Annotated in this window: 6 protein-coding genes and 1 pseudogene; 3 read left to right on the top strand and 4 right to left on the bottom strand. The window is 64.7% G+C overall.

Annotated elements, in window-relative coordinates:
- Window positions 1-31: 31 nt before the first annotated feature.
- The 4 genes from VN856_RS06380 to lysX all read right to left on the bottom strand — a co-directional run bounded on the left by VN856_RS06380 (window position 32) and on the right by lysX (window position 5,541).
- Window positions 32-286 (bottom strand): hypothetical protein, encoded by a 255-nt coding sequence (locus VN856_RS06380; RefSeq protein ID WP_325687251.1) that lies wholly within the window; start codon window positions 284-286, stop codon window positions 32-34.
- A gap of 9 nt (window positions 287-295) precedes the next feature.
- A complete protein-coding gene (locus tag VN856_RS06375; RefSeq protein WP_325687249.1) occupies window positions 296-715 on the bottom strand; it encodes a DUF6653 family protein in 420 nt (139 codons plus the stop codon).
- A gap of 13 nt (window positions 716-728) precedes the next feature.
- The gene (locus tag VN856_RS06370) at window positions 729-2,129 is read right to left on the bottom strand and encodes an alpha/beta hydrolase (protein WP_325687255.1); all 1,401 of its coding nucleotides are present in this window, start codon (window positions 2,127-2,129) and stop codon (window positions 729-731) included.
- Window positions 2,130-2,283: 154 nt separating this feature from the next.
- Complete coding sequence (lysX, locus tag VN856_RS06365; protein ID WP_414686888.1) at window positions 2,284-5,541, bottom strand: bifunctional lysylphosphatidylglycerol synthetase/lysine--tRNA ligase LysX; 3,258 nt, start codon at window positions 5,539-5,541, stop codon at window positions 2,284-2,286.
- Window positions 5,542-6,010: 469 nt separating this feature from the next.
- Here lysX and infC point away from each other — a divergent pair, with 469 nt between their 5' ends.
- From infC to VN856_RS06350, 3 genes and pseudogenes are all read left to right on the top strand, one after another.
- On the top strand, window positions 6,011-6,610 hold the full coding sequence (gene infC, locus VN856_RS06360) for a translation initiation factor IF-3 (protein ID WP_325687253.1): 600 nt from the start codon (window positions 6,011-6,013) through the stop codon (window positions 6,608-6,610).
- Window positions 6,611-6,638: 28 nt separating this feature from the next.
- Window positions 6,639-6,833, top strand: a complete 195-nt coding sequence (gene rpmI, locus VN856_RS06355) for a 50S ribosomal protein L35 (protein WP_325687245.1) — start codon at window positions 6,639-6,641, stop codon at window positions 6,831-6,833.
- A gap of 52 nt (window positions 6,834-6,885) precedes the next feature.
- Window positions 6,886-6,971: pseudogene (locus VN856_RS06350) on the top strand (50S ribosomal protein L20); the annotation flags it as partial.

The raw sequence follows: 6,971 nt of genomic DNA, 5'->3' as shown, positions 1-6,971 counted from the left end.
GCAAGGTCAGCGCCTGAGTCTGGCCGCGTGCTCAGTCGCCCCTGTCGTCGCGCATCGATTCGCGGATTTGGGCCAACCGGTCGGCGGCCGCACGCTGTCGGGCTTCATACTGGTCCTCGACGTCGCGGCCCTCCGGGGTCTCGGCGTCCAGTTCGGCTGAACCGATGGATGTTTCGTAGCGGCTCTCGATCTTCTCGCGGACCGATTCGAACGTCGGCACCCCAGAGCTGGTGAAGCCTGGGTCGACATCGGGCGGTGCGGCGGAACATTCCGGCTCGTCGGGCATGATCCCACGTTACCGATGACGATCTAGGTAGCGGACCATCAGCTGCCAGTACACCAGCGTCAGCGCCATCTGCGCCGCGGTCGTGACCGCCGCCGGGACGGCGCGATGGCGGCGCGCCGCGACGAGCGCCGCGACAGCCAGGAGTGAGGTGACGACGCTCAGCACTGCTGCGCTGTCCTTGGGCCGATGGGTGATCCAGAGTTCTTCGCCGAGCATCGCCCGGGTGGCCCAATTACGTTCATCGGTGATTTTCGGGAAAATTATCGGATTGAGCGCGAACCAGGTCGCGACCAGCAACCCGTGGCTGCGACTTCGCGTCCATACCGGCAACAACACCAGCGGTGTGCTCGCCCAGCGTGTCCAGGCGCTCCACGGGTTGGCGTGACGAGCGAACATTGCGCGACGCATCCGTTCGACTGGCGCTATCAAGCAGGGACCCGTGTCAGCGGCCCACTGGCTCGGCGTGCGGAGCAGGAGCCGCGGCGGGCGGCCAGGTGGCCGGTGCCGGAATCCTCGGCACCTCGGGAGTGCCAAGCCGACCGGCCAACCAGGGGAGTGCCGCGGCGAAAGCATTGCTCGCAAACGGCCAGTCGTGATTGCCGGGCTGAGCGACGATGGCGCAGTTGATGCCGTTGGTGCGACCGAGCGCGCATAACGACTCGGCCGCCGAGATCTGGTCATTGGGGTTGGCGATCGGCTCCCGGCCGCCGAGGTAGACGTCGCTGGCGTCCGTCACCGACAGACCGTGATGACGCTTCGGTGGGTTGCTCGACGACACATCGAACCAGCCCGAAATCCCGGTGTATCGGCCGTGTCTGGCGATTACGGTGGCCGGGTCGAAGGCAGCCCAGGCGTCGGTGTCACCGCCGAAGAGCCGCGCGATGGTTTGCGCTTTTGTTCCGGCCTCGGGGCCCATGTTGCCGGCGATGTCGACAAATGAGCTGAACAACTCCGGATGCATGACGGTGAGGTCCAGCGCGCACGTCCCGCCCATCGACCAGCCGACGACGCCCCAACGCTCTGGCTCCGGGCTGACTCCGAACTTCGAGATCATGTATGGCACAACGTCTTTAGTGAGGTGATCGGCAGCGTTTCCTCGGCTCCCGTTGACGCATTCAGTGTCGTTGTTGAACGCGCCGCCAGAGTCCACGAAGACGAATACCGGCGCGTTGCCGCCGTGCCTTGCCGCCAACTCGTCAATCGTTCTCGCCGCGTTGCCGGCCCGCAGCCAATCGGCGGGCGTGTTGAACTCGCCGCCGATCATCATCACCGTCGGCAGCGGTGGCGGGGGGCTGCTGGAGAACCACGCCGGCGGCAAATAGACGACTTCACCGCGGTGTCTGAAATGCGACGCATCCGCGGAGATCGTCACCGGCACGACGATGCCGTGGGCGGGCTGCAGGCCCGCGGCCGCCATCGCGGCAACGCCTGCCGCATCGGTCTGATGAGGCAGTGGACCGGCGGTGAGCTGATCCCACGCAGTCTGCACGGTGGGGAAGTAGCCGACCCAGAGATTGAGTGTCAGACCCGCGCTGAGCAGACACAGCGGCACAGACAGCAGCGAAGCGCTGCGCCGCCACCAGCGCGCGCTGCCCCACCCCAGGATCACGATCGCGGCCGCCGCGCCGGTGCCGGCGATCCACCACCACAACAGGTGAGGTGCGGGATCGTCGGTCAGACCGGCATGAGCGATGTACCAACTCGAGCACGCGGCCGAAGCTGCGCCCAGGACCGCGGCCACCGGCAAATAGAACAGCCGCCACAGGCGCGATCGCCACCCGACGGCCACCAGCAGCATGGCTATCGATACGGCCTGGACCACTCCGGGGACCCAGCCGTGCATCAACGAGGTGTGGTTGTCAGCCAGCACCGCAAACGCAAGGTTCGCCGTTGAACCTGTCACACTGTCTATTGTGAACTTCTAGTTACCGATTAAGCACTATTTTTGCTCATCGGATGCCTAAGGTTCGCGCGTCAGGAGCGCAAAGTTGGGCCGGTCAGCGCGGCTTCGCCAGCGGGAAGGGCAGTGTCTCGCGGATGCTTCGGCCCGTGACGAGCATGACCACGCGGTCGACGCCCATTCCGAGGCCGCCGGTCGGCGGCATCGCGTACTCCATCGCCTGCAAAAAGTCTTCGTCAAGCTCCATTGCTTCGGGATCCCCACCGGCGGCCAGGAAGGACTGTTCCTCGAGGCGCCGTCGCTGCTCGACTGGGTCGGTGAGTTCGCTGTAGGCCGTGCCTAATTCGACGCCCCACGCCACCAAGTCCCAGCGCTCGGCGACGCCGGGTTTGCTGCGGTGCGGGCGAGTGAGGGGTGAAACGGACAGCGGGAAATCGATGTAGAAGGTCGGTTTCTCGGTCGGCGCTTCGACCAGATGCTCGTAGAGTTCCAGCACCACCGCGCCGGCGTCCCACTGCGCCAGGTACGGGACCTTCACGGCGTCGGACAATCGGCGCAGCCTGGTCAGGCTGGTGGTCGCGTCGATGTGCTCACCGAGCGCTTCGGATACCGCATCGTGGACGGTCTTGACCGGCCAGACACCGGAGATGTCGATCTCTTCCAGCCCATCACCGGCGGGTCGCATCACCACCTGCGCGCCGTTGGCGGCCTGCGCGGCGTTTTGGATGAGTTCCCGGCTGCCGTCGATCCAATCTTTGTAGTCGGCGTGCGCTTGATATGCCTCGAGCAGCGTGAACTCCGGATTGTGGCTGAAGTCGACACCCTCGTTACGGAACGCTCTGCCCAACTCGAATACTCGTTCCACACCGCCGACACAGAGCCGCTTCAGATATAGCTCGGGCGCAATCCGCAGATACAGATCGAGGTCGTAGCTGTTGATGTGGGTGATGAACGGCCGGGCGGCGGCACCGCCGTGGATTTGTTGCAGTATCGGGGTTTCGACTTCGAGGAATCCCTTGTCGTTCAACGTGTCTCTGATCGAACGCAGCACTCGGCTGCGAGCCGCGATCAGTTCGCGCGCTTCGGCGTTGACGGCGAGGTCGACGTAGCGGCTGCGCACTCGCGCTTCGGGATCGGTCAGCCCTTTCCACTTGTTCGGCAGCGGACGTAGGCATTTGCCGATCAGCCGCCAGCTGTGCACGATCAACGACTGGGTGCCGGTCTTGCTGTATCCCATCTTGCCGGTCACTTCGACCAGGTCGCCGAGATCGATCGCCTTGGTGAAGTCCGCGGTTCGGCCGTGCTCGAGAACCGAATTCTCCAGCAGCAGTTGCACTTCCGCTGACCAGTCGCGCAGCTCGGCGAACAGCACGCCGCCGAAGTCCCGGATTCGCAGTACCCGCCCGGACACCGAGACCGCCGTCTGATCCTCGATACTCAGTGCCTGAGCGACCGTGTGACTGGGTGGTTGTCCCACCGGATAGGCGTCAATACCGCTGTCCTGCAATGCCTTCAGTTTCGACATCCGGACGCGCATCTGCTCGGGTAGTCGCCGGCCGCGCGCGTCGACGTCGCCGAAGTCGGCCTCCTGTAATGCCGAAGCATCCGGCGCCGAACCGTCATGGTGCAACAGCCCGGTCGCCAACAGCGTCGGCGGGACCGACGGGTGATGGCCGGTGTGTTGTTCGTCGCGGCGGGTGAAGGGCAGCACCAGGAAGCCCTCCGCGATCGACGAAGCGACGCCCACCCGCGGAACCATTCGGGCGTCTTCGTAGCAGGCGAAGCGCGGAACCCAATCGGGCTGGTATTTCATGTTCGAGCGGTACAGCGTCTCCAACTGCCACCAGCGCGAGAAGAACAGCAGGAACCCGCGCCACAGCCGGGCCACCGGGCCGGCGCCGAGTTGGGCGCCTTGCTCGAAGGCCGATCGGAACATGGCGAAGTTCAACGAGATACGAGTGATGCCGATGCGTTCGGCGTGCAGAGCGAGCTCGCTCACCATCAGTTCGATGGTGCCGTTGGGGGAGTGCGGCGACCGGCGCATGAGGTCAAGCGAGACGCCGTTGCGCCCCCAGGGCACCAGCGACAGCATCGCGACCACAGTGTCGTCGGACCCGATGGCTTCGACCAACAGGCAGTCGCCGTCGGCCGGATCGCCGATCCGGCCCAGCGCCATCGAGAAGCCGCGCTCGGCTTCGGTGTCCCGCCATGAATCGGCACGCGAAGTCACTTGGGCCATCTCGGCGGGTTCGATGTCGTGGTGGCGTCGGATACGCACGGTCAGCCCGGCGCGACGGGCTCGCGTCACCGCCTGGCGTACCCCGCGCATCTCACGTCCGGACAGTCTGAACTCGGCGGTCTGCAAGATCGCTTCGTCGCCCAGCTCCAACGCGTTCAGGCCGGCCTCGCGAAATGCTTTGGCCCCAGCCGAACTGGCGCCCATGTTCCCCGGCGTCCAGCCGTAGCTCTGGCACAGCGCCAACCACGCGTCGATCGCTTGCGGCCATGCCCGCGGGTCACCGATCGGATCCCCACTGGCCAGGCAGACACCGACCTCGACGCGGTAGGTGATCGCCGCGCGGCCGCTCGGCGCGAAAACCACCGACTTGTCGCGGCGGGTGGCGAAATAGCCCAGCGAGTCGTCCTTGCCCCATAGCTCGATCAGCCCGCGAATCGCAGATTCGTCCTCGCCGGTCAATGCGTTATCGGCCCGCTGCGACTGGAACAACACGATCGCGGCAACGATCAACGCCATCGCACTGAACAACCCGAACAGCGCGTTGAGGAATACCGGCGGACGGCCGGTGAATTGCGCCGACTCGACGACGGCGAAGCCGACCACCCGGTTCACCACATAGAACAACCGGTCTTCGGCGGCCAGCGTCCGGGGAAACGTCTCGACGAGACCCCAGGACACCACGATTCCGATCGCCCACCCGGTCAGCAGCACGCCGGCCGCCTTGTACAGCGCACCCGGGCGGACCTTCGCCCAGAATTCGCGGTAAGCAAAGATCAGCACGACCACCGCGGCCAGGTGCAGACCGAGTCCGAGCATCTCGCCGAAGCGTTTCGCCGCACTGGGGTGATCCACTATCAGACCGGCCACGTTCAAACCCGCGGCCAGCAACAGGTTGAACACCAACAGCCACCAGGCGATGCGTTTGCGCGCGGTGAGCGCGCCGGCCAACAGTGCCAGCACGAACGACCAGGCAAAGCTGGTGTCGGGGAAGTTGAATATGTAGTCGTTGATGAATTCCCGCGGCACCCTGATCAGCCACCGAATTACCGGCGACACGCTGGCGATCAGCGACAAGGTCGCGATGACGCCAACCGTCCAGCCGGCGGCCGCAGGCACCCAGCGGAGTCGAGAACTCGGCTGGCTCCGCAGACGGGACGCGGTGAGGGTCACAGACGGCGAGGATATGCGTTTTACCTATGGAATGCCTATGTTCGCGACGGCATCACATCGCTTGTGTCGGACTCGAGGGTCTCCCGCATGCCTCGTCATGCGGACGGTCGGACGGCGAGGTGGGGGAGTTGGGCGTCGTGACTGGTAGACTCGCCTGCGCGACCGTCTCCGGCAATGCCAGAGACAGCAAGTGGAGTCCCGCTCCCACCGTTGGCCAACAAGGTTCAGCGGTCCGGTCACTGGCACGCCAGTTGTGCTGGTTCTGCGTTTTGCAGGCGGCTTTTGGCCGTGATCGGTCGGCACCGGGCCCTGCTTATGCAGGGCTTTTTTGCTGATGGTGTGGTATCCCAACCCGCTGACTCCCAACGGAGCAGGTGGCGGTGGCAATTGACGAAAGATCAATGAGGGAGGCCCCATCAGCACTGAGACCCGCGTCAACGAGCGCATCCGCGTACCTGAAGTCCGTTTGATCGGTCCAGGAGGGGAACAGGTAGGCATCGTGCGTATCGAAGATGCCCTTCGCGTCGCCGCGGATGCCGATCTCGATCTTGTCGAAGTTGCGCCGGATGCCAGACCACCGGTCTGCAAAATCATGGATTACGGCAAGTTCAAGTACGAGGCGGCGCAAAAAGCGCGCGAGTCTCGCAAGAACCAGCAGCAGACCGTCGTCAAAGAACAGAAATTGCGACCCAAGATCGATGATCACGACTACGAGACCAAAAAGGGTCACGTGATCCGCTTCTTGGAGGCGGGAGCGAAAGTCAAGGTGACCATCATGTTCCGCGGACGCGAGCAGTCGCGACCCGAACTGGGCTACCGGCTGCTGCAGCGCCTGGGTGGTGACGTCGCCGACTACGGATTCGTCGAGACGTCGGCCAAGCAGGACGGACGCAACATGACGATGGTGTTGGCACCGCACCGCGGCGCAAAGACGCGTGCTCGTGCAGCCCAAGACGCCAGTGGCCCCACGCCCCAGGCCGCACCCACCAGCGACCCCGAACCATCGCCGAACTGATACAGACGGAACAGAGGACCGAAAACACATGCCCAAGACCAAGACCCACAGCGGCGCGTCGAAGCGATTCCGGCGCACCGGCACCGGGAAGATCGTGCGTCAGAAAGCCGGCCGCCGCCACCTGCTCGAGCACAAGCCGACCAAGCGGACGCGACGGCTGGATGGACGGACCGTGGTGTCGGCCAACGACACCAAGCGGGTCAAGAAGCTGCTGAACGGCTGACCGGCAGCACAAGCGCCGGAACAACCACTTCCCAACGAGATAGGAACACCCCATGGCACGCGTGAAGCGGGCAGTCAACGCCCAAAAGAAGCGCCGCACCATCCTGAAGGCTTCCAAAGGCTATCGCGGCCAGCGGTC

The sequence above is a fragment of the Mycobacterium sp. genome, assembly GCF_035603715.1.
GTDB lineage: Bacteria > Actinomycetota > Actinomycetes > Mycobacteriales > Mycobacteriaceae > Mycobacterium.
This window is presented reverse-complemented; position numbering and strand designations above follow the sequence as displayed.

Excerpts from the sequence above, each read along its gene's own strand:
- VN856_RS06380 (WP_325687251.1), bottom strand. The coding sequence starts at position 286 with ATGCCCGACGAGCCGGAATGTTCCGCCGCACCGCCCGATGTCGACCCA.
- VN856_RS06370 (WP_325687255.1), bottom strand. The coding sequence starts at position 2,129 with ATGCACGGCTGGGTCCCCGGAGTGGTCCAGGCCGTATCGATAGCCATG.
- rpmI (WP_325687245.1), top strand. The coding sequence starts at position 6,639 with ATGCCCAAGACCAAGACCCACAGCGGCGCGTCGAAGCGATTCCGGCGC.